Below are 21,103 nucleotides of genomic sequence, written 5' to 3'. Positions count from 1 at the left end.
GGCACCACCGAATCGAGCCACCACCATGTCCGTCCCCTCCCATCCGGACCCGTTCACCGACTGGCTGCGCGGCCACGCCGTCCCGCTCGCCCACCTCGACCTGGCGGCGCCGCTGGACGACCTGGAACCGCTGGGCGAGGTTATCGGCGACGCCCGCGTCGTCACGATCGGCGAGCACTCCCACTTCATCGCCGAGTTCGCGCTGCTGCGCCGACGCATCCTGCGCTTCCTGGTCGAGCGGCACGGGTTCACCGTGCTGGCCTTCGAGTACGGCTTCAGCGAAGGCTTCCCCCTCGACGCCTGGGCACGGGGCGAGGGCACCGACGACGATCTGGCGACCCACCTCGCCGGGGCGATCCCCGTGGGACTGGAGGAGCCGCTGCGCTGGGTCCGCCAGCACAACCGCGCGACCCCGGCACCGGTGCGCTTCGCCGGCGTCGACATCCCGGCGGCCGGCGGCTCGCTGCTGCCCGCACTCGCCCCGGTCGCCGACTACCTGCGCCGGGTCGACCCCGAAACCGTACCGGCGATCCAGGTGGCGACACGGATCGCCGAATTGTTCGCCGGCCACTCCGCCGCCGTGGCCGCGCCCGCGTGGGCGCGCCTGACCACCGCCGAACAGGACACCCTCACCGCGACCCTGGCGCGCCTGCTCACCCGGTTCCGCGCCGTCGAACCGCTCTACCTCTCCCGAAGCGACCGGCACGACTACGACATCGCCCTGCGCCACCTGGAAGGCGCCTGCCACACCGACTACACCTTCCGCGCCATGGCCGCCCTGTTCACCGGAGGCGGCCTCACCGCCGACACCTCCGCCCGTGACGCCTACATGGCCGGATCGGTCCGGTGGCACCTGGAACGCAGCGGACCCAGGAACCGGATGGTGCTGGTGGCCCACAACGCCCACATCCAGAAAACGCCGGTTTCCTTCGCCGGCCGCCTCACCGGGCTGCCGATGGGACAACACCTGCACAACGCCCTCGGCGACGACTACTTCGCCCTCGCCCTGACCAGCACCACCGGGCACACCCCGGAAATGCGCCGCGACGAGAACACCCGCTTCGGCTTCACCCTCGACCACACCCCGCTGGGACAGCCCGAACCGGGAAGCGTCGAAGCCGCCTTCGCCGACGCCGGCCTCGGTTCCGGCCCCAGCCTCGCCGACCTCCGCCGAGCACGACGAGAACTCACCGACACCGGCCACCCTTCCGGCCCCGACCGCATCCGGATGCAGAGCACCTACGTGCACACGCCCGTCCTCGACGCGTTCGACGCCGTCCTCAACACCGCCACCGCCACCGTCGCCGACGACGTCGAGAACACGTGAACCGACCCACCACACGGGAACCCGGCCGCGACTTCGACTTCGCCCGTGACGCGTGTGGGGTGCCAGAAGTCGGCCATATGGTCTGGCCTGCGGTTAGGCGGCTGCGGGTTCGTACTCGTTGATCAGGCCGCCGAGGACTGGTCGGCGGCGTATCGAGGTGTAGCCCGGCTCTGCGATCGGCCGGTCTGGTTGCGGTGGTACGAGTTGTAGGGCTTGGTGTGGTCGGCGGTGGTTGTAGTGGGAGACGTAGCGGTCGAGTACCGCTCGCAGGTGTTGTTCGTTGAGGATGAGCAGTCGGTCGGTGGCTTCGCGTCTGACGGTGCCGACGAACCGTTCGGCGTAAGCGTTGGCTTGCGGGCACCGTGGTGGGCTCTTCACGACCTTGATGCCTGCACCGGAGAAGACCACGTCGAACGAGGCGGTGAACTGTCCGGCCCGGTCGCGGATCAGGAAGCGGAAGTCGTCGGCCCGGTTGCCGAGGTCCATGAGTAGGTTGCGGGCTTGTTGCGTGGTCCAAGGGCCGTCCGGGTTCGTGGTGGTGCCGAGGATGTGCACGTAACGCGTGGCGACCTCCATCACGAAGAACACGTAGACGCGCTTGAGGGTGACGGCGCAGTCGACGTGGAAGAAGTCGCAGGCCAACAGGCTGGCTGCCTGGGCGCGTAGGAATCTGCGCCATGGCATGTCGGTGTCACGCTGGGGCGCGGGTGGTACCCGCAGGCGCTTGAGCACACGGCGAACCGTTGACGCGGCTACCCGGTGGCCGAGTTTGAGCAGCTCGCCCTGGATCCGGCGGTAGCCCCACCCGGTGTTCTCCAGGGCGATCCGCTCGATCAACGCCACGACGGTGTCGTCGATCGGAGGTCGGCCGGTGCGGTTCGGGTAGGTCCACTCCTCGCGACCAGACGCCGGTGCCACCGCAGGACGGTGCCCGGTGTCACCAACCGGTGTTGCCGTAACCAGTCGGGTAGGCGTCGGACCAACGCGGCGAGCACCGCCCGATCGGCCCAGTCCAACCGCGGGCGGGAACTGACCCGGCGCAGCACAGCGACTTCGTGCCGCAGCACCAGCAGCTCCACGTCCTTGGCCGCCGATGACCGACCCAGCAGAACCAACCAGCCAACGACCCGGACGAAGATCAGGTAAAGCAGTCGTAGCGCCACGCCCCACGATCATGCTCCTACGGCTGATTCTGTGCGATCACCGCAGCTCAGCGCCTAAGTGCAAAGTTCTGGAACCCCACAGCCCTGCGCGGCGACACCGGCCAACCGCGCATCAACGCCGAGATGCACTTCCACGACCTACGCCACACCCACAAGACCTGGCTCATCGAGGACGGCGTCCCCGAAGTCCTCCAGCACAAGCGCATCGGCCACAAGTTCCACGGCGTCATGGGCGTCTACTCCCACGTCACCGGGCCCATGATCGACACCATGCTCGCCGCACTCCAACACCGCTGGGAGCAAACCCAGGAGCAAACGGGGAGCACGACACCGTGACCACCTTCGTAAATACGGAGGTGGTCAAGATCATCTGCTCCCCGTTTGCTCCCCGCAACGATCAACGGCCCGCAGACGAAGATCGTCTACGAGCCGCTGACCTGCAAAAACACACTGTGGGCGATACTGGGATCGAACCAGTGACCTCTTCGGTGTGAACGAAGCGCTCTCCCGCTGAGCTAATCGCCCGTATTCGGTTTTCCTAGCCCCGCTCTCGCGGTGTGTGCATACCGTACAACATCAACCCCGAGAACCAAAAATCGGGCTCTCCAACCACGGGTGCTCGACGCCGAACCAGCCTCCGACCAGGGAAAACGCCCCGAGCACCCAGCAGGTCGCCATGACGACGAGCCCCGTGGCGGCCAGCACGAGGAGCCTCACCGGCAGCGCTTGGCGCTTGAGCCACTCCACCCAGGCGTCGTAGTAGCGCTTGGCGAAGCGCAGCACCCGCCCGGCCCACTCGAACTCCGAGGCCAGGATCGCCAGGCCCGCGAAGACCACCAGCCAGCCAGGGCCGGGATAAGGGATCATCAGCACGCCCGCGACCAGGACCAAGCCGCCGACCACGCCTACACCGACGCGGTAGGCCAGGCGCATCGCCGGGTGGCGGCGGAACCACTGCCGGGGTCCGTGCTCGTGCACCTCGACGCTCTTCTCGTGCTGGTCGGTCGTCATGTGCCCATCATCACTCATGCGCTCGCGGCTTGGCCCGAACCCAGCACATTCGTGGGCTCGTCCGGCATCTCGCGGCCCGGTTCCAGGGAGATGGCGTAGCCGTCGTGCCGGTACGCCTCCTGGGACCAGTGCAGCACTTCCGTCGGCGAATCGCCTGTTCCGACGTCGAACGTGGCCAACGCCACCGGAGCCGTTCCGGTGATTCCCCAGAGGACGTAGGTCTGAGAGTTCGCGTCGTTGGGCTCGAGGTCGACCGGCATGACCGCCGCGGTGTCGTCAGCGGAGAGCAGGACCGCTACCGGCTCCCTCGACGGGGAGCGCAGCACCACTCGCTTGGCCGCGGGGTCCGCTGCCAGCGCCAGCGCGGTTTCCAGGCGGTCGGCTCGTGCCTGCTGGGCGGTGACCTGGTCGCCGAGTCGGACTAGCCGCACTCCTGCCGCGGTGGCACCCGCGATCACGACGAGCGCCGCCGCGGCGGCCAGCAGTTTGGGCGTCCTGCCCGCGCGTCGCCTGCGCTCGTCCAGTCGAACAGGTCCGGTCGCCGCGGCCGGGTCCGCCTGCCGCACTTGCGGTGTCTCCGCCACCGCCGCCATCAGCCGCGTCTTGAGCCGAGGCGGCGGCTCGTGCTGCGGCAGGGCGCCTGCGAGCACCGCGGTCGCCTCCTGGGTGGACCGCACGACCTGCGCGCAGTGGGCGCAGCCGGGCAGGTGGGCCGCCAGCCGCGCCTGCTCGTCCGGTTCCAGGGCGTGCAGCGCCCAGCCGACCGCGAGCTCTTCCTGAGGGCACCGGTGGTCCCTCCGCTCCCCGGTCACCGCTGCGCTCCCGTCGTCGTGCCCGGCGTGTCGCCGGTTTCACCAGCCCACACCGATTGCAGTGCGGTGCGCAACCTGCGGATCACGGTGAAGGTGCGGGACTTCACAGTCCCCAGCGGAATGCCGGTCAGCGTCGCGACCTCGACCTGGGTGTAACCGCCGAGGTAGGCCAGGGCGAGCACCTGCCGCTGGTCGGCCGGCAGCCGTTGCAGCGCTTGGCGCACCTGCGCGCCGAGCACCGCGGTCAGAGCGTCGTGGTCGGCGCCGTGGGCGGAGGAGGCGCGTTCGGACGCCTCGTCGGTGAGCGGCGCGTTCCGACGCCGCTGGGTGTTCTCCTTGCGGACCGCGTCGACGGCGCGGTGGTGGACCACGGTCATCAGCCAGGTGCCGAAACCGCCCCGGCTCGGGTCGTAGCCGGCGGGGTTGCGCCACAGGCTGAGGAAGGACTCCTGGACCACGTCCTCGGCGAGGCCGGGGTCCACGCAGATGCGCCGGGCCAGGGAGTACGCGGGTCGCCCGTAGCGGTCGTAGAGCGCGCTGAAGGCGTTCTGGTCGCCGGACCCGATCCGGTCGACCAGTTCGACGTCCGACGGGCGGGGCTCGGGCGCTGGTTCGCGGCGCGGGGAAGCGGGTGGATCAGCCACCAGAGGGGTCCTCACGTCCAACATTCGCGCAACGGCGGGTACCGGGTTCAGGTTAAACCCAGCAAGATGGAACAGCGGACGGCTCTGGACACGGAGAGCACCGACATGGTCGCCCAGTGGAGTTCCACTGACCCAGACGGGTGATATCGGCCGCCATGTCGAGCGTTCCTCGCCACAGACACGTCACAACTAGAGAACTCGGTCGTTTCCTTGGCCGGGAAGGGAGAAGAGGGTAGCGACGATGCGCAATGACCATGTCACGCTCCGCTCGACAGCAGTCTTCGACTTGCTGGCACCCAGGACCCCTGCGGTCCCGGTGCAGGTGGAGCTCCGTTATGACACGAAAGACCCGTACGCGGTGGTGGCCGCGTTCCGAACCGGCCGCGCCGGGTGGGTGGAGTGGGTGTTCGCCCGCGACCTGCTCGCCGACGGCCTGATCGCGGACGCCGGGGACGGCGATGTCCGCATCCGCCCCGCCGCGGACGACCCCGAGGTTGTGGTGATCGAGCTGAGCAGCCCGTCGGGCCACGCCATGTTCGAGGCCTCGGCCCAGGAGCTGGCGGACTTCCTCGACCGCACGTACGACGTCGTGGTGCCGGGCAACGAGCACCTGTGGGTCGACGTGGACGAGGCCCTGACCTACCTGATCTCCAACGACCTGACCTGAAAGCCCAGGTAGGAGCGCTGAGGGACCCCCGATTTGATCCCAGCGGCAGGCATGTAATAAAGTTCCTCCTGCACCGCGGAAGACACGAACACCAGCCCCAAAAGGGCGAACTTCGAAGAATTCCACGGGGCGTGCGGATGTAGCGCAGTTGGTAGCGCATCACCTTGCCAAGGTGAGGGTCGCGAGTTCGAGTCTCGTCATCCGCTCGGCAGAGGGCCCCTTGGGCTCAGGCCAGGTTCCTGGTGCTAGCCTTCAGGAACCTTGGCGGAGTGGCCGAGTGGCTTAGGCAAGGGCCTGCAAAGCCCTGTACACGGGTTCGATTCCCGTCTCCGCCTCGGACGATTAGCTCAGCGGGAGAGCACTACCTTGACACGGTAGGGGTCACTGGTTCAATCCCAGTATCGTCCACCAGGAATATACGCAGGTCAGACAGCCCGTCGGTGATCACCACCGGCGGGCTGTTCTGCTGTCGTGGGAGCAAATTGGGAGCAAACGATCTTGACGTGATCGTCGACACCGTATGTGGTCACCCCTCCCGGACCAGTGGGAGCAACCAGCGAACGCTCCCACCGACGCTGCAGCCCGTCGAGCATCGCGTCGACCATGACCTGCGTCACATGTGAGTAGGTGCCCCGGACCCCTGCCATCCGGTGTCCGAGTCGCTTGCATTGGAGGATCTCCGGCACGCCGTCCTCGATGAGCCACGTCTTGTGCGTATGACGTAGGTCATGGAAGTGCAGACCAGGGTGGATGGGCGCGCACCCTCGGGTCGGATCGCCGTCGACGAGGGGCAGCCAGACCCGCCGCCGGAAGTTCGACCGGCGCAGCAACCCGCCGTCCAGACCGGTGAACACGTGGTCCTGCATCCGGCCAGCCCGATGCTCGGTGAGCAGGTTCACCAGGAACGGCGGCAGGTGCACCGTGCGGACACCGGCCTTCGACTTCGGCGGCCCCAACTCCAACCGGCCGCCCACCTCGTGCAGCGCCCCCTTGTCCGGGTCAATAGTGATGACCCTGCGGGCCAGGTCCACCCGGCCCCACCGCAGCCCGGCCAGTTCACCCCACCGCAGCCCGGTGTACGCCGCCGTGACCACCAACACGCTGTCCGCTGGCGAACACCTCTGGGCCATCGTCCGCACCTGCCACGGCGAAGCATGAGGCCGCTCGTCATGATCACCGGTGTTGACCCGCAACCGCCGACACGGGTTTGCCCCGATCAACCCCTCGTCGACCGCCTCACCCAGCAACATCGACAACAGCGTTACGACATCACCCACGGTGCGCTCCGCCAACGACCGCCGCAGCGTCTTGACCCACCCCTTCACCGCGATCCGCGAAATTTCCTTCAACGGCACGTCACCGAACCGCGGCAACACATGGTTGCGCAGGTGCGAGTCGTACTTCGCCCACGTCGTCGCGCTCACGTCATGGGCGTCCGCCCAGGTAGGTACCCACTCCCCCAGCGGGAGGCTCCCCACCGAGGGGTCCACGAACGTTCCCCGACGCTGATCCGACTCGATGTCCCTCGCCCGACCGACCGCCATCGAACGATCGGTGAACCCGGTCTCCGACCCAAGGGAACCGTCCGGCAACCGGTACCGCACCCGGAAGCCCGAACCGTGCTTCTCCACCCACGCCATACCCGTCACTCCTCGTCGACGACGAAACCGCGCCCCAGCGGACGCAGCAGGTATGGACGCTCCATAAAGGACCGGTGTCAACCCGTATGTGGTCACCACACCCATCCGAAGCCGAGTGTCCGTCAATCACCGATCCGACCTCACCTCCACTACGGAACACAGCAGGACGAACCTTCCGCAGCACAAACGTCGGGTGCTACAGCTTTGACCGGGGCCGGCGACCACGAGCGGGACGCGGCCCTCCGGCGACGATCGCGCGCAGGTCCTCGGCCGAGAACCGAAGATGCTTACCGACGAACGTGCACGGAACCTCACGACGACCCGCCTTGCGTCGAAGCCACGACTCCCGCACCGCCAACAACTCGGCCGCCCGCGCCGGCGTGAACAACAACGACTCCACTCCACCGGTGGCGGGCTCCAGGCTCGTCTCCGTGCCGACACCCCTATCCGAAGCGACCATCGTTCCTCCGCGGAAGCTCAGTGCGCTCGCCACCGACGAGCGCGTCTACCCCTGAACTCCGCGAAAAGGCACCGCAGGGGACATTCGGCACCGCACTCAGCGAACACTTCAACCAAACGGGCTACGTCACTGATCAACGCATCGTTGGCAAACAAGGGGACCGGCTCTCGCCATCTACGCCGCCGACCCCCTTCGGCCTTCGAGCAGGTGTTGCACCTGCTCGCGTCCTGGCCGCATGTCACGAGGTCGACATTTCGACCCGGTCGCTGCCAACATCTGACGACCGCCGAGGTGGCCGGCACCACGCCCGCAGCAGGGAGCTGCCAGCCGCACCCAGGCACGACTACGGCGATCGACTGGGCGCGCGGCGGTGGACAGCATGGACGTCCTCGCACTCGAAGAGGGGGTCTGACTGGCCCCAGTCCGTGGACCGGGGCTGTGACGAGGCTGACCGGCTTGCGGTTCCTGATTCACGTTCGGGTCGGCCAACGCCGGACAGCGCGAGCCTGCATCCCATGTCGCTGCGAGCCGAACTCGACATCGCCGATCCCCCACAGCCACGGCAAATCTCCCGGATATCGAGACGAGGTTCTTCTCGTTCACCTTCCCCGACGGAGCGACACTCCCCGCAGCGATCACACTCACCGACGAGCCGGAGCAACTTCGGCCGATCGCAGGGGTACGGCTGCGCAGCCGGGACCTCACCGACCTCGCCCGCCCGACCGAGACGTGGACACGGCAACTACCGCCGGAAGAGGTTCGCCGATTCGCGTACCGCCCGGACGGCGGGCTCTTCGCCGCCTACTTGACCACCAGGACGCTACGACTACAGCACGTCGACAGGGGCAGGGTCGTGGGCGAGCCGGTGATCGCGCGCGTCAGCAGGCGGTGGTGGTGGTCCGATGGCCTTCAGCGCCGACGGAACCCGTCTCGTCCTAATCGCACGACCCATGGCCGACGGGTCACACGAGTGGCGCCCCGAGATTTGGGAACCTGACCGACCCACACACCCGTCCGGCAGTCGTACCTGCCAGGCGACGACTCCATCCTCGCCTTCTCAACACTCGCGTTCAGCCCCAACAACGAGACTCTTGCCGTCGTACGATCGGGCGTCGGGGTGGACCTGCGGGAGGCCGACCCCGCGAGCATCGCCAAGGACCTCTGCAACGCGGCAGGTAATCCGATCACCCGACAGCAATGGGAGCAGTACTTGCCGGACCGACCCTACGAGCCTCCGTGTCAGTGACCAACCGACCACTCGATCAGCACGAAAGGTGAGGCGCACGGCGGACCCACACGACACGGGCAGGGCCGTGTTCTGGGCGGCTGAATCGGCCTGACGAAATCGGTTCGACCCAACCAACAGCGCGTCCTGCGGAACGCACTTACCCCAGTCACCGTAACGGCATGACTGAGGTTACGCACGCAACGACCAACACCACTTGACATATCAAAGCAACACAGTGCCATCCCGACGCCCTATGTTGTGGCCAACGACAGGTTACGCAACGCCGACAGTGCAACAATAGAAGAAAATATCGCCGCCACAGAGCACTTCAGAGTTACAGAAGTGCTCAGCCCGCAACGCCGTCTGACCGCCCTGCCGTTCACCGCCATTGACCTGCGGTTTCACGCCGTTCGGCGCAGTTGAGCGCGCCTCGATGAGCACTTCGGTGTGAATGAAGCCGGAATAATGCCTCTACCGGCACGGATGTAATTACCGCAGGAAAAATGCCGCTATTGGGTGCCGTTGAATGCGGTTCAATACTGTTGAACGCGTCCGACGGCTCCCATTCTGCTCCCAGCATCCGCTCCCACGCACTCCCCCGCTCCTTGGCGATCTGCGGACCGCCGACCGCGATGGTCGCGCACCCGACCCACATTCCGACCCGGACAGCGGATGTATCCGTTGCCGAGGAGGAGGAGGAGGAGAGTCATGCCCGCCAACCGACTGGCATGACGACACGCACCATCGTGTCGTTGTCGTCGGGCCACCGTCGACGCCGACCCGCTATCGTGTCGGTGTGACCGCAGCAGCCGCGCACCAGCCATCGCCGGAGGTCGAGAAGACCCCCGAGGCGATCCGCGCCGCACTGCTGCCCGAGGAACGCGACGCCTTCGACGCCGACTGCCGCCACGCCCTGGGCCAGGCCGCGGCCGAGTCCAGCCTCGAACCGGTCCGCAGCGTGATCGAGCAGTGGTGGCGCATCGCCACCGTCACCCGGCACGACCCCGCCGCACACCGGCGGATGCTCGGCCGCATCGACCAGACCCGCACCGCCGGCCAGACACCCGGACGGCTGCGCACCTGGGACGAACTGCAGACGGAGCGCGGCGGCCGATAGGTGACCTACCAGATCCAACTCCCCGACGAAGTCTGGGACTAGATCCACGCACTGCCGGCGGAGGCCGACGAACCGCTGTCCGAGGCCATGACCCTGCTGGCCCACGAACCGTGGTACGGCGAGCCCTACCACCGCGCCAACCCCACCGGCGCCCTGCGCCAACTCGTCTACGGGTACGGCAACGGCCTCATCATCTACCTCATCCTCGAACAACAGAAACGCATCGTCATCGAACGCGTCCTCTGGCTCGAAGACCTCGGCTGACCACGCACCACAAAAGATCCGCGACCGCGCGTCCAATACCCAGCAACTACCGCATGATTCAATCAACACTGAAACTATAGAGCAGACCTACACTGCCTTGCGCTGCACCCCTCGACAAGTCATCGAGCTGTCGCCGACCAGTCGTCGACGACCTCATCAACGAGTGCAAACCCATCGCGACGTAAGCACAGTTCAGGCCGCGTGGCCGACTTTTGACACCCCACACCCTCATCCCGATCGACCGCGTTGCCACCGACCGGCCCTTCTACTCGGGCAAGCACCGGATGCACGGGGTGAACCTGTAGGTGATCGCCTCGTCGGACGGCACGATCCTGTGGGTGTCCGGCCAGTTGCCGGGCAGCACCCACGACACCGCCGCCGCCCGGATCTGGAACATCCTCGCCGCGCTGCGCGACGCTGGCCTGATCGCCCTGGCAGACAAGGGCTATCACGGCTACGACGAGACCGGCCACCACGTGATCACCCCGTATAAGGGCCGCAACAAGCCCGAATCGCAGAAGGAGGCCAACCGCGCCCACGCTCGCCTGCGCGGACCGGGCGAACGCGCAGGCGCCCAACTCAAGACCTGGCGCGTCCTGCGCAAACTACGCAGCTGCCCCTACCGCGCCGGCCGACTGGCCAAAGCCATCCACGTCCTCCAAAACTACGAGACCGCTGCAGGATGAAAACGGTTCCTTGGAGGGGTCAATTTTCCGGAGACCACCCAGGGGCAAAGTTCACGAAGCGTTGACATCGCTCGACTCCGACACCGAGGACAGTTCAATACTCACGCACACGTTGTGAACCGGTACACCGGCCGCAGGACAGTGCGCTGGTGGCGAGTGCCGGGAAACCGGAATGTTCCTGATGTGACGTCAACCTGCATAGATGGAATTATCGGCAAAGCACGGCTGCTGAACGTGAAGATTACTCGAGTGTTGCACCTGCTCTCCTGGTCCTCTTCCATGCACGACACGATGGCTACGAGGTAGGGCGGGAGAGGAGATGGTCGCTGAGTTCGACTGTTGCCAGGTACCACCAGAAGATCCAGTCGAGGAAGGCAGGGTCGTAGTCGCGTTGCTGCTTGAGGTCTTGATGGCGTAGGGCGAAATTGTTGGCGATGTCGAAGAGCGCGCCCTCGTCCTTTTTGACCAGGTTGTCTTTCAGCAGTTGTCGGCGTTCCTCGAGGATCCCGGCCAGGGTGAGAATGGCGGATCGCTTGTCGTGTTCGGTGGCCGCGCGCGCACGGAACAGCGCGATGCCGTGACGGACCCGGTCGGTGATCCGGTCGGGCGGTCGGCTGGTCAACCTGCTGACGAGATCGGCGCGGGCGTCGTCGGTGACGGCGACGAGACGTCCGACATCCTCGCCCTCGTCGGCCAGTCGCAGGCCAAGATCGCTGCGGTCGAGGAGTTGGTTGACCCGCCATCGGTAGAGAGCCCGGGCTGGCTCGATGGCGAACTGGGAGTAGTGCCATCCACAGCCTCCGTAGCTGTGGAAGTAGCGTGCTCTCGGCCTGGCCACCAGGTCGTGGAGCGCTTCGATCACGTCGAATAGAGCGTCCTCGATCTCGAGAAGTTGGTCGGCACGCAACGGCCAGTGCAGGTTCGGGATGCCCAGCATCTGCTGCAGAACGTCGCTTCCGTCGACGAACACCGTCTCGTGGTCATCCACGCAGATCTTCGGGAACTCCCTGTCGAAGTAACCGTTCGTACGGAAGGAGCCGACGATCCGCACGAACTCGCGGGCGACGGTGGCCATGTCGATCATGCTCGGCGCGATGGCGCGGCGGCGCTGTGACCAGTACGGCGTGCGCACGGACGCCTCTCGGAGCCGGTCGGCGCCCTGCACGAGCCGCGACAGGAACTCTCTGGGGCCGCGTGGCCGACTGTCAGGCAGGTCGGTGCCCCAGGCCTCGCTGAAGGTACCGCTCGTATTCAAGGCGTCGACTGCGGCAGAACCGGCGAACGCCTCAGTCAGCAACCACTCGCACTGCTGCTCGAAGCCCTGCCCGGCGTGCGCGAGCAGTGCTTCGCCCTCGCGTACGAACAGTTGCCGCGGCCACACCAACTCGAAGTCCGCTCCCTCGAGGCCCTCAATACCGCTGGCCCCGGAGTCACGGCCGGAATCGACCTGCATCCGCCGCTTGGCCTCCAGCCCGACCGTATGCAACCCCACGGCTCTCAGGGCCGCTCGTCTCGCCGGTAACCAACGCTCAGTCCACGAGAGACCACCAGCGAGGACGGAGTGGTCCGGATCGAAGCGCTGGTAATCCTTGAGTTCCGGGTCGACAGCATCCATGATGATCTGAACCGCGGGTTCCAGTTGGCATAACTCGTCCTCCAACTCGCTGATCTCCCGCTCGATGGCGTCAGCTTCGAATCGGTCGCTACCGATCGTATGGATCGTCCGGTAAAGCTCCGACATCTGTTCAATCTTGCTCACGAACTGCTGGAGCCGCTCAACTGCCCACTGCTGATCGACCACAGATCCATCTCCGATCCTCGATCAGCCGATCTTAGGCGGTCGCGTTCATGGGGTCTGTCCATCTGCCGTCGGCAATCCTGGGCTAGGCAGACCGGTCGCGGCACGCGCAGGTACACGACGACCTGGATGCCGTCGACCGGCACGTCGGTCACCGCCCGGCGGTAGTACCCGTGCACCTCTTCGCCGTCGCGATCCTGCACACCGGACGCGACACGGCCACATCCCTGGTACGGACCGTGATCACCACCATGCCGTCGTCATCCACCACGTCCTGGACGACCAACGCCGACAATCCGGAAAACACCGCCCCCACAAGGGAGTTGACATCGATCACAAGATCATGATCAAGGTCGGCTGCCCGACGTCACGACCGACTACGGGGCAGAGCCGCTCGTTCTCACAGTCCCACGCCGATCAGGGGCATGCTCTCTATCCGAGGCTGGTGTGGAAGAAGGCGATGGCCGCGCCGCAGGCGGCGAGGCCGCCGAGGATGGCGGCGGCGGCGTTGTTGCCGGCCAGGTAGGCGAGTGCTCCGGCGGTCCCGCCGCACTCGAGTCCGAGGAGCAGGACGACAGCGGTGCGGGTGGTCAGCAGGGGCGGCCGGTTCATGTGTTCCTCCCAGGTCGGCGCTCGACTATGGGAGTCGTATGTCGGGTGTGGGCGTGAACCGCACGATGTTGGGCCATGCGGGTGTCTTTTGTCGCGCCCGTGCGTCGCGTCCTTGGTGGCTGAGCTTCCCCCGGTAGCCCGGTGGCTTTGCAGACATGGTCCGATAGGGCCTGAAGGGAGTCGTCCGTGGCACCACCGAAGAAGTACCCCGCCGAGCTGAGGTCCCGCGCTGTCCGGTTGTACCGGGAGTCGGACCCGAAGCCGGTGATCCGGCGCCTGGCCGAGCAGCTGGGCGTGCATCACGAGGCGTTGCGGAACTGGATCCGGCAGGACGAGGCCGACCGCGGTGAACGTGGCGACCGGCCCACCTCGACCGAGTCCGACGAGCTGCGCCGCCTCCGTAAAGAGAACGCGGAACTCAAGCGGGCCAACGAGATCCTGAAGACCGCGTCGGCGTTTTTCGCGGCGGAACTCGACCCGACCCGGCGACGGTCGTGAAGCTCGTCGAGCAGCTTCGCGGCCGCTTCGGGGTCGAGTTCGTCCTCCGGGTTCTCGGTGTCGCCTCGTCCACCTACCACGGCTGGGTGGCCCGACAGGCCGCCCCGTCGGACCGCGAACGCGAGGACGAGGCGATCACCGACGAGATCACCGACATCCACGCCGCCTCGGGCGGGACCTACGGCAGTCCGCGGGTGCACCAGGTGCTGCGGCGTCGGGGTATCCGCGTGTCGCGCAAGCGGGTCGAGCGGCTGATGCGCCAGGCTGGCCTGCAGGGCGCGTTCCTGCGCAAACACTGGTGGACGCCGTCGACCAGGCAGGATCCGCAGGCCGCACCGGCGCCCGATCGGGTGAACCGGGACTTCACCGCGCCAGCGCCGGACCGGTTGTGGGTCGCCGACGCCACCCGCATCCGCACCGGCGAGGGCGCCTTCTGGCTCGCGGCCGTGCGCGACGCGTTCTCCAACCGGATCGTGGGCTGGAAGACCAGCGACCGCTGCGACACCGACCTGGTTCTGGGTGCCCTGGAGTACGCGATCTGGTCGCGCGACGTGCGCGACGGGCAGTTGATCCACCACAGCGACCGCAGGTCGACCTACACGGCCTTCCGATTCGCGGAGCGGTTGGCGGACAACGGGATCCTGCCGTCGATGGGGTCGGTCGGCGACTCCTACGACAACGCCCTGATGGAGAACTTCTTCTCCACGCTGAAGATCGAACTGGTCTACCGCCGGTCCTGGCGCACCCGCGACGAGGCCGAGAACGAACTGTTCCGTTATATCGACGGGTTCTACAACACCGAACGCATCCAGAAGGACCTCGGCTGGCTCAGCCCGGACGAGTACGAAGCCGCTTGGCACACCGCTCAGACCCAGCCAGCTACCATCCCGGCGGCACCGACCGCATCCAGGTAACAACTGCCTCGGGTTATCGGGGGAAGCTCACTGCGCCGGACGGGTGGACATCACGGTGATCGAGGTCGCGGTGATCCGCTGTGCGCCAGCATGCGGGGTCAACGCCGATCCAGAGTCGGAGGACTGATGACCGGCAATAACAGCGGTCCACCGCATCCCGTGGTGGAACGGGCGCTCGAGCGACTGGTGAAGCGAGAGGAGTTCACCGACGAGATCACACGCCTGAAGCTGGACCCTGACAAGGTCGTGCGCCAACTCCTGGACGACCCGACGCTGCGCGACAACGCGCGACAGGCCTACGAGTCGGTCGGCCACATGCTGGATGACCTCGATGACCAGTTGGACACGAGGCCGGACTTCTGGCCGCGACAGTGGAGACCTTCACGCCATGAACTGGGTGCACTGATCGCCATGGTGTGCCTGCCGACGGTGTGGCTGGTGTTGGTGGTGCAGTTCAGCGAGTGGGCGCCCGACATCGTAGTGTCGTCGTCCGCCGCCGTAATCCTGACCACCGCTGTGGCATGCGGGCTCTACGGGCTCCCGACGGAGTTCCTGAACTGGCTGGCGTGGGTTGGTGGTCTAGCCCGGCTGCTGACCGTCATACCGGCGCATCGGTGGATACAACAGCGGGAGTTGCGCGATGAAGTGCTGGCGAGCCATCTGCGCGAGTGGCTGAGCTCCCAACAGACGCCCTCCTTCGACCTGGAGCTGCAACTGCGCAACGCCGACGGGCTCACTCTCCCCGCGAGGATGGGCCCGCTGGTCACCACAGCGGCGGTCGAAGCGTGCAAACGCGAAATCAACCGGTCGATGCCGGGTGCGGTCGGAATCGCGGGCTCGCGCGGGGCAGGTAAGACAACCATCATCGAGCGAGCTGTCGCCGACGAGTTCACGGCCGCGCACCGAGGTCCGATGCTGGGCGTGATGGCCACCGCCCCGGTGCGCTACGACGCCCGCGACTTCGTCCTGCACCTGCACGCACGCGTGTGCCGGGCCGTGCTCGACTTCCTCACCGAGCCGGGTGGACCAGTAGGATCGGACACCCTGGGCCTGTGGCGGAAGGTACACCGCCGGCGAGCGTTTCGACGTGCGGTGGGAAACTGGACCCGCGCGTTGGCCCAGGCCTGCGCACTGGCCTTGGCCGCACTGGGATACGCCGAATTCACCTGGGGCTGGACCGGCGACCCTGCCGTCCTGTGGCACGGCGGCGCGCACTTCGTCGTCCACGTGTGGTCGAACTTCCCCGGTGCCCTCTTCACATGGGACGTGCACACCTACACAGCGGTGGTTGCGATCGCCTTCGCTGGCCGTGCCATGTGGCTCCTACTGGTCCGTGTGCTCCTGCCGATACCCGCGAGAACCGCGCGCGCCAGCCGGCGGATAGCGGCACGCGCGGGTGCCGCCCAGCGCAGCGACCCAAGGCACGAAGCACTGCGTACCGTCACCGAACAGCATCTCCGGCGAATTCGATTCCTCCAGACCCACACGTCGGGTTGGTCGGGCAAGGTGAGCGCCCCGCTCGGCTCCGAACTCGAGCTGACCCGTTCCTCAGCCCACAGCGAGCAGCCCTGGACCCACCCGGAGGTTGTGACCCGCTTCCGCGAGTTCCTCGAGTTGGTCGTCGATGTGCTGGGCAAGGAGCCAACCAAGCTTAGCGGTGTCGTCGTGGCGATCGATGAACTCGACAAGATCTCCGATCCCGAAGAGGCCCAGCGGTTCCTCAACGAGATCAAGGGAGTGTTCGGCGTGCCGCACTGCCTGTTCCTGGTGTCCATGTCCGACGACGCGTTGACCGCCTTCGAACGACGCGGCATACCGGCGCGCGACGCATTCGACAGCTCCTTCACCACCATGATCCACGTCCAACCGTTCACCCTCGACGAATCGCGAACCTGGCTGGCTCAGCGCGCACTGGGCATCCCTATGCCCTTCGTCTGGCTATGCCACTGCCTGTCCGGAGGTCTGCCACGCGACCTCGGCCGCACCGCGATCGCCCTGCACGATTTGCAGGCCGAACACACCCGCCTCACCCACGTCACCCGTGCACTGCTCCGCCAGGACTTGGACCTCAAGATCCGTGCCTTCACGCACACCGCCCGCCACATCCACCGGACCGAGGCCGACGAGCCCGACCAGCCTCAAGCACTGATCAAAGACCTCCAGGACGCCGCCGACCGCGGTACAACCGATCTGGCCGACACCGCACTTCGGATGTGGTCGGACCAACGCACACCGATGACTCCGCTTGAGGAGCTACGCGCCGAGGCCGCGTGCTACCTCCTGTTCTGCCAGACCATCGCGGAAGTCTTCAACGACCACCTCAATCCCGACCACCTCACTGCCATCGACGGTGTGACCATGCTCGCCCGGGTCCGCCGTCACATGGCGGTGAACACCAAACTGGCGACAACCCTGCTAGAGGACCTCCGTTCGGCGTTCCACCAGCCCACTGACCACACGTCTTGAACTCGGCAGAAGCGGACGTGGCGAACTCGCACTCCGTCGGCGGCTGAGTCCCTCACCGCTCGGCGCGTAGGCGTTTGAGTTCCGTGATCAGGCGCGGAACGTCCGTCGCGGCGTGGGCGACGAAGCCGAAGATCGTGTCAAGGTGGGTGTCGAGGGGGGTTCCACCCCTGTCCGCCTCGGAACACTCGGGCGTACATCTCGTGGTCTTCGGTGCTGTTCGCGTCCATCCGACGAAGTTGCTACCCCCGATGGCACGCCGAGTCTCCTGGTAGGCGCGCCAGTGGCCGGGTGCGTTGGCGAGTGCCCGAGCCGCGGAGTTCGATCTCGTCGATGTCGTCGGTCAGTTCGGTTTACACGGGGGGTGCCACATCGGGGCGAAGTGTCCGCTCGTCCGCAGAAGCGGACGTTCCAAACGCGCGCCCCCCGGCATGAGCGACCGCCGACTCACTACGTACGACTAACCCCCTGGGAGCAGCGCTGTGGGAGCAGGTTGGGAGCCGTTGGCTGCGTTTAACCGCAGCCAACGACTCCCAAGCACGGGCAACTGCACCCACGCAGCCTGCTGAAGGTGTGTTTTCGCAGGTCAGAGCTGATGGCGATGTACGTTGACACGGTAGGGGTCACTGGTTCAATCCCAGTATCGTCCACAAGGAATACACGCAGGTCAGACGGCCCGCTGGTGATCACCACCAGCGGGTCGTTCTGCGTCTACGGGAGCAGTCGAGAGCATCGGATCATGATGTGATCAGTGACACTGTGCGTGATCACCACTCCCCGATGGTGAGGTCCGCGACTGCCGCCGGCGCAGCGCCAGGCGCATTGAACTCGTCATGATCTGAATCACATCTGAGTAGATGTCTCGCACATGCTGCCTCCGATGGTCCAGCCGCTTGGGCTGACGAGCCTCCGGACGGTGCCACCGTCAACCATGTCCTGCGCGTGGCACAGATCACGAAGGTGCGGACCGGACGAGATCGGAGCTCAACCCAGCCTCGGCGCAGCCCTGAACGCCACCGTGACGACCGACACGTCATGATGATCAGGGCAGCGGTGCGGGGTGGTTCACAGCACCTGCCACGACCACACCCGCCGAACCGTGACGGGAGGCGGTTGCGCAGACGTGAGTCGTACTTCGGCTCGCATCGGTACCCACTCCCCCCACCGCCTGGTCGTCGATCCCCACCTCGGAGGCCGAGGAACCAGTGCTCGATCCGCATCCTCAGTCGAAGCTGTTCGCATCGCTCGGGAGACCTTCCGGCCGAAGGCGCGCCTCTCGCGGTTGCGCCTGGGACGTGCCGCCAGGCGTCCCCGAAGCGGGGGTTCCCCGAAGCGGGGGTTCCCCGCACTCGGCCGCGAGGCCGAGGCTGAGCCGACCGAGGCGGCTGCCGCGAGCCGAGCTGGCCACCGTCCGCACCTCGCCGGGTGGCCCGGGGAAACCTGTTGTGCACGACGGAAACCAAGGCGGCGCCGCCAGATCCGGACGTCCTCGAACTCCTCGTTCCGCACCGTCCCCTCGGCAGCCGCCACAGGGTTACATCCTGGAAATCTCCAACAGGCCGTCGGGACCCTCAAGCGGGACAGGGCTAAAACTGTGAGCGCTAACTTTAGTGGTGTTGTGGGGTGGCAGCCGAAGCTGCCGCTATTAGCGCAGTTGGACAACGCAGCAGTAGGCGTTACCCCGATCGGCCTCTTGCACGAAGTCCAGCGCTCCAGCGACAGCCTCGCCGCGCGGCGCGGTGACCAGAACCGGGTTCGACCAGAGGGGCAGTGTCCACGATGGATTCGGCTGGGAGTCCGAGGTGCTGGGCCGCCTCCGACCGCCTGATCGGCTCGGGCGGGTCGTTCCACCACTCGGCGCGATAGCCGCCAGGACGACGCTGGTCAACACCTCGGGCGAGCTAAAATGTTTACGTTAACTCCTGTCGCGCGGAAGTGCGTTGTCGGACGTCGTTCGACCTGATTCCACCTCCTGCCTGTGCGAAACATTTGCGTAACATCTTGACCCGTCGTGGGACATCGTTCACAGTCTGAGGCACGACAAGCACCCACCGTGACGATTGCCGCCCCCACCGCGATCCAATTCGACAGGAGCACAGCAGCCGCCAAGTTGTTAGCGCTAACACTCGCGTCGGACCTTCGGTCGGACAGCAGGTGCCGGTCAGCACTCCCGACGGAGTCGCCGAACGCGGCGACTGGAGCGACGTCATCCAGCAGCGGCTCCCGCGCGTCGGCTGATCCGGTTCCACACCCGTCCCGCGTCGGGCGCCCGCCCACCCATCCCCGTTCCGAAGACGAGGAGCACGCCTATGGCCGGGTCAGGCCAACCTCCCCCCGCCACAGCCGCGCGAGTCCGCCGAAGCCGTCGTCTGGCCGGTATCGCCGCCGCGACCGTCACCGTGCTGCTCAGTGGCCTGGTGACCACGCTCAGCGCGGCCACCGCGTCGGCGGCGACCGTGGACACCAGCGCGTGGTACACGCTGGTCAACCGCAACAGCGGCAAGGCGCTGGACGTCTACAACCTGGCCACCAGTGACGGCGGGCGGATCACCCAGTGGACCCGCAACGGGGGCAACCAGCAGTTCCGCCTGGCCGACTCCGACAACGGCAACATCGTCCAGTACAGCGACCGGGGCGGGACCAACCAGCAGTGGCAACTCGTCCGCGTCGGCGGGGCCGACCCCACCACCACGACCCCGCAGCAGCCGGGCGCGAGCCTGCCCTCGTCGCTGCGGTGGAGCTCCAGCGCGGTCCTGGCCGGGCCGAAGTCGGACGCGAGCCACGACATCGTGTCCATCAAGGACTACACGGTGGTGCGGCACAACAACCAGTGGCAGGTCTACGCCACGAACCTGTGGTACCTGGTCCACCGGACTGGGCTGCCGCCGTACTCCACCAGCAGCGATCCCAGCGGCACCCGCTCCTGGTCCGCCCCGCGCGACTTCCGGTCCGCCATGCCCGACATCGAGCGCGGGAACATCGGCAACGGCAACCGGCTCGACTTCTGGGGCATCTGCGACACGGCCAACTGCCCCCTGTTCTCCAGCGACGACAACGGTTACGTCTACCGCGCCCAGACCAGCGTGGCCAACTTCCCCAACGGCTTCGACAACACCGTGATCGCGTTGCAGGACTCCAACCGCAACGCCCTGTTCGAGGGCACCGCGGTCTACAAGGTCGGCACCGGCAGCCAGTACCTGCTGCTCCAGGAGGCCATCGGCGCCAACGGCCGCTACTACAAGTCCTTCACCTCCAACCGGATCGAAGGACCCTGGAGCCCGCACCTGACCGGTGAGTCCACCCCGTTCGCGGGCATCAGCAACTCCACCTTCCCCGCCGGGCGGTGGACCAGGGACATCAGCCACGGCGAGTTGGTCCGCTCCGGCAACGACCAGACGCTGCCCATCAACCCGTGCCTGCTGCAGTTCCTCTACCAGGGGCTGGACCCGGACGCGGGCGGTGACTACAGCCAACTGCCCTACCGCATGGGTCTGCCGACCCAGACCAACTCCGCCTGTTGACCCGCCGGAGCCCCCGCATCCAGCGCGGGGCTCCGGTTCCGCGACGCCGCCGGCGCGGCGGGTGAGGAGCAGCCATATCCATTCCGAATGGACAACCACGGCGTTCCACACGGGGCGGGCTACCCCCGGCCCGCACTGGGAGTGGAACCACGGCCCCGACACCAGTCGGTACTCGGTAGGGGCGGCTCCGTGACCGTGCGCGAATTCGACTTGAACACCGCCTGACCGCGCGAATGACATCTGAGGCGACGGCCCCGGTATCACGAAATCACCGGGAC

At 66.6% G+C, this 21,103-nt stretch carries 18 protein-coding genes, 4 tRNA genes and 1 pseudogene; 14 read left to right on the top strand and 9 right to left on the bottom strand.

Annotated elements, in window-relative coordinates:
* Window positions 1–25 precede the first annotated feature (25 nt).
* Window positions 26–1,327 (top strand): erythromycin esterase family protein, encoded by a 1,302-nt coding sequence (locus IEZ00_RS35435; RefSeq protein WP_189227725.1) that lies wholly within the window; start codon window positions 26–28, stop codon window positions 1,325–1,327.
* Window positions 1,328–1,420: 93 nt separating this feature from the next.
* On the opposite strand, the gene IEZ00_RS35430 is transcribed toward IEZ00_RS35435, so the two are convergent.
* The gene (locus IEZ00_RS35430; RefSeq protein WP_229796419.1) at window positions 1,421–2,245 is read right to left on the bottom strand and encodes an integrase core domain-containing protein; all 825 of its coding nucleotides are present in this window, start codon (window positions 2,243–2,245) and stop codon (window positions 1,421–1,423) included.
* A 368-nt stretch (window positions 2,246–2,613) separates the two neighbouring features.
* On the opposite strand from IEZ00_RS35430, the gene IEZ00_RS35425 reads away from it, so the two are divergent.
* A complete protein-coding gene (locus IEZ00_RS35425) occupies window positions 2,614–2,826 on the top strand; it encodes a site-specific integrase (RefSeq protein ID WP_189227724.1) in 213 nt (70 codons plus the stop codon).
* 117 nt (window positions 2,827–2,943) lie between these two features.
* On the opposite strand, the gene IEZ00_RS35420 is transcribed toward IEZ00_RS35425, so the two are convergent.
* The 4 genes from IEZ00_RS35420 to IEZ00_RS35405 form a co-directional block, all read right to left on the bottom strand.
* Window positions 2,944–3,015 (bottom strand) — tRNA-Val (locus IEZ00_RS35420).
* 51 nt (window positions 3,016–3,066) lie between these two features.
* Window positions 3,067–3,501, bottom strand: a complete 435-nt coding sequence (locus IEZ00_RS35415; protein ID WP_229796418.1) for a TIGR02611 family protein — start codon at window positions 3,499–3,501, stop codon at window positions 3,067–3,069.
* A gap of 14 nt (window positions 3,502–3,515) precedes the next feature.
* Window positions 3,516–4,313 carry an anti-sigma factor gene (locus IEZ00_RS35410; RefSeq protein ID WP_189227722.1) on the bottom strand — a complete coding sequence of 266 codons (798 nt, stop codon included), beginning with the start codon at window positions 4,311–4,313 and terminating at the stop codon, window positions 3,516–3,518.
* Window positions 4,310–4,957 (bottom strand): RNA polymerase sigma factor, encoded by a 648-nt coding sequence (locus IEZ00_RS35405; RefSeq protein WP_229796417.1) that lies wholly within the window; start codon window positions 4,955–4,957, stop codon window positions 4,310–4,312. The genes IEZ00_RS35410 and IEZ00_RS35405 overlap by 4 nt, the downstream gene beginning before the upstream one ends.
* Before the next feature lie 241 nt (window positions 4,958–5,198).
* On the opposite strand from IEZ00_RS35405, the gene IEZ00_RS35400 reads away from it, so the two are divergent.
* From IEZ00_RS35400 to IEZ00_RS35385, 4 genes are all read left to right on the top strand, one after another.
* On the top strand, window positions 5,199–5,624 hold the full coding sequence (locus IEZ00_RS35400) for an SsgA family sporulation/cell division regulator (RefSeq protein ID WP_189227720.1): 426 nt from the start codon (window positions 5,199–5,201) through the stop codon (window positions 5,622–5,624).
* Between the two features lie 133 nt (window positions 5,625–5,757).
* Window positions 5,758–5,830: transfer RNA gene (locus IEZ00_RS35395), tRNA-Gly, on the top strand.
* Window positions 5,831–5,887: 57 nt separating this feature from the next.
* Window positions 5,888–5,959 (top strand) — tRNA-Cys (locus IEZ00_RS35390).
* 1 nt (window position 5,960) lies between these two features.
* A tRNA-Val gene (locus IEZ00_RS35385) sits at window positions 5,961–6,035 on the top strand.
* A 14-nt stretch (window positions 6,036–6,049) separates the two neighbouring features.
* Here IEZ00_RS35385 and IEZ00_RS35380 read toward each other — a convergent pair.
* Entirely contained in the window at window positions 6,050–7,264 is a 1,215-nt protein-coding gene (locus tag IEZ00_RS35380; RefSeq protein WP_189227719.1) for a tyrosine-type recombinase/integrase, read from the bottom strand.
* A gap of 1,946 nt (window positions 7,265–9,210) precedes the next feature.
* On the opposite strand from IEZ00_RS35380, the gene IEZ00_RS37625 reads away from it, so the two are divergent.
* The 4 genes and pseudogenes from IEZ00_RS37625 to IEZ00_RS35360 form a co-directional block, all read left to right on the top strand.
* Complete coding sequence (locus IEZ00_RS37625) at window positions 9,211–9,375, top strand: hypothetical protein (protein ID WP_189227718.1); 165 nt, start codon at window positions 9,211–9,213, stop codon at window positions 9,373–9,375.
* A gap of 373 nt (window positions 9,376–9,748) precedes the next feature.
* Window positions 9,749–10,069: a DUF6247 family protein gene (locus IEZ00_RS35370; RefSeq protein ID WP_189227717.1), complete on the top strand. Its 321-nt coding sequence runs from the start codon at window positions 9,749–9,751 to the stop codon at window positions 10,067–10,069.
* An 87-nt stretch (window positions 10,070–10,156) separates the two neighbouring features.
* On the top strand, window positions 10,157–10,333 hold the full coding sequence (locus IEZ00_RS35365) for a hypothetical protein (RefSeq protein WP_189227716.1): 177 nt from the start codon (window positions 10,157–10,159) through the stop codon (window positions 10,331–10,333).
* Window positions 10,334–10,557: 224 nt separating this feature from the next.
* A pseudogene (locus IEZ00_RS35360) lies at window positions 10,558–11,019 on the top strand (transposase family protein); the annotation flags it as partial.
* Between the two features lie 295 nt (window positions 11,020–11,314).
* Here the strand turns inward: IEZ00_RS35360 and IEZ00_RS37620 are convergent.
* From IEZ00_RS37620 to IEZ00_RS35345, 3 genes are all read right to left on the bottom strand, one after another.
* Window positions 11,315–12,820, bottom strand: coding sequence for a hypothetical protein (locus tag IEZ00_RS37620; protein WP_229796416.1), 1,506 nt, complete (start codon window positions 12,818–12,820; stop codon window positions 11,315–11,317).
* Between the two features lie 148 nt (window positions 12,821–12,968).
* Complete coding sequence (locus tag IEZ00_RS35350; protein ID WP_189227715.1) at window positions 12,969–13,154, bottom strand: hypothetical protein; 186 nt, start codon at window positions 13,152–13,154, stop codon at window positions 12,969–12,971.
* 95 nt (window positions 13,155–13,249) lie between these two features.
* Complete coding sequence (locus tag IEZ00_RS35345) at window positions 13,250–13,429, bottom strand: hypothetical protein (protein WP_189227714.1); 180 nt, start codon at window positions 13,427–13,429, stop codon at window positions 13,250–13,252.
* Window positions 13,430–13,615: 186 nt separating this feature from the next.
* Between IEZ00_RS35345 and IEZ00_RS35340 the strand changes: the two genes are divergently transcribed.
* From IEZ00_RS35340 to IEZ00_RS35325, 4 genes are all read left to right on the top strand, one after another.
* Window positions 13,616–13,927: a transposase gene (locus tag IEZ00_RS35340; protein WP_189227713.1), complete on the top strand. Its 312-nt coding sequence runs from the start codon at window positions 13,616–13,618 to the stop codon at window positions 13,925–13,927.
* Window positions 13,924–14,841: an IS3 family transposase gene (locus tag IEZ00_RS35335; protein WP_189227712.1), complete on the top strand. Its 918-nt coding sequence runs from the start codon at window positions 13,924–13,926 to the stop codon at window positions 14,839–14,841. Before IEZ00_RS35340 ends, IEZ00_RS35335 begins: the two co-directional genes overlap by 4 nt.
* A gap of 126 nt (window positions 14,842–14,967) precedes the next feature.
* Window positions 14,968–17,307: a hypothetical protein gene (locus tag IEZ00_RS35330; RefSeq protein ID WP_189227711.1), complete on the top strand. Its 2,340-nt coding sequence runs from the start codon at window positions 14,968–14,970 to the stop codon at window positions 17,305–17,307.
* 2,414 nt (window positions 17,308–19,721) lie between these two features.
* Window positions 19,722–20,825: a non-reducing end alpha-L-arabinofuranosidase family hydrolase gene (locus tag IEZ00_RS35325; RefSeq protein ID WP_229796415.1), complete on the top strand. Its 1,104-nt coding sequence runs from the start codon at window positions 19,722–19,724 to the stop codon at window positions 20,823–20,825.
* The last annotated feature ends 278 nt before the right edge of the window (window positions 20,826–21,103 follow it).

The sequence above is a fragment of the Saccharothrix coeruleofusca genome (assembly GCF_014648515.1).
Lineage (GTDB): Bacteria > Actinomycetota > Actinomycetes > Mycobacteriales > Pseudonocardiaceae > Actinosynnema > Actinosynnema coeruleofuscum.
This window is presented reverse-complemented; position numbering and strand designations above follow the sequence as displayed.